This is a genomic window from Streptomyces sp. NRRL S-340 (genome assembly GCF_000720185.1).
GTDB lineage: Bacteria > Actinomycetota > Actinomycetes > Streptomycetales > Streptomycetaceae > Streptomyces.
In genome coordinates, this window is sequence record NZ_JOIY01000145.1 from 1 (window position 1) to 229 (window position 229).

General features: G+C 68.6%; 1 pseudogene. It reads left to right on the forward strand.

Annotation, left to right across the window (positions count from 1 at the left end):
• Window positions 1–229 (forward strand): annotated as a pseudogene (locus IG64_RS37330) (hypothetical protein); the annotation flags it as partial.

Genomic DNA, 229 nt, shown 5'->3' on the forward strand with positions numbered 1-229 from the left:
CATCGACCCGTCCCTCCAGCTCTTCCTCTCCTCCCACCCGGACGAGTACCTGGACCAGGCCGCCACCCTCGACCAGGTCAGCGGCCAGCAGGCCGACGCGCTGAAGAAGATCCAGGACAAGCAGCGCCGGCTCGCCCAGCAGCGGGCCGAGGCCACCGCCAAGCTCAAGGACCTCGCCGCCACCCGCACCGAACTGGGCAGCAAGAAGAAGGAAGTCCAGGGCAAGCTC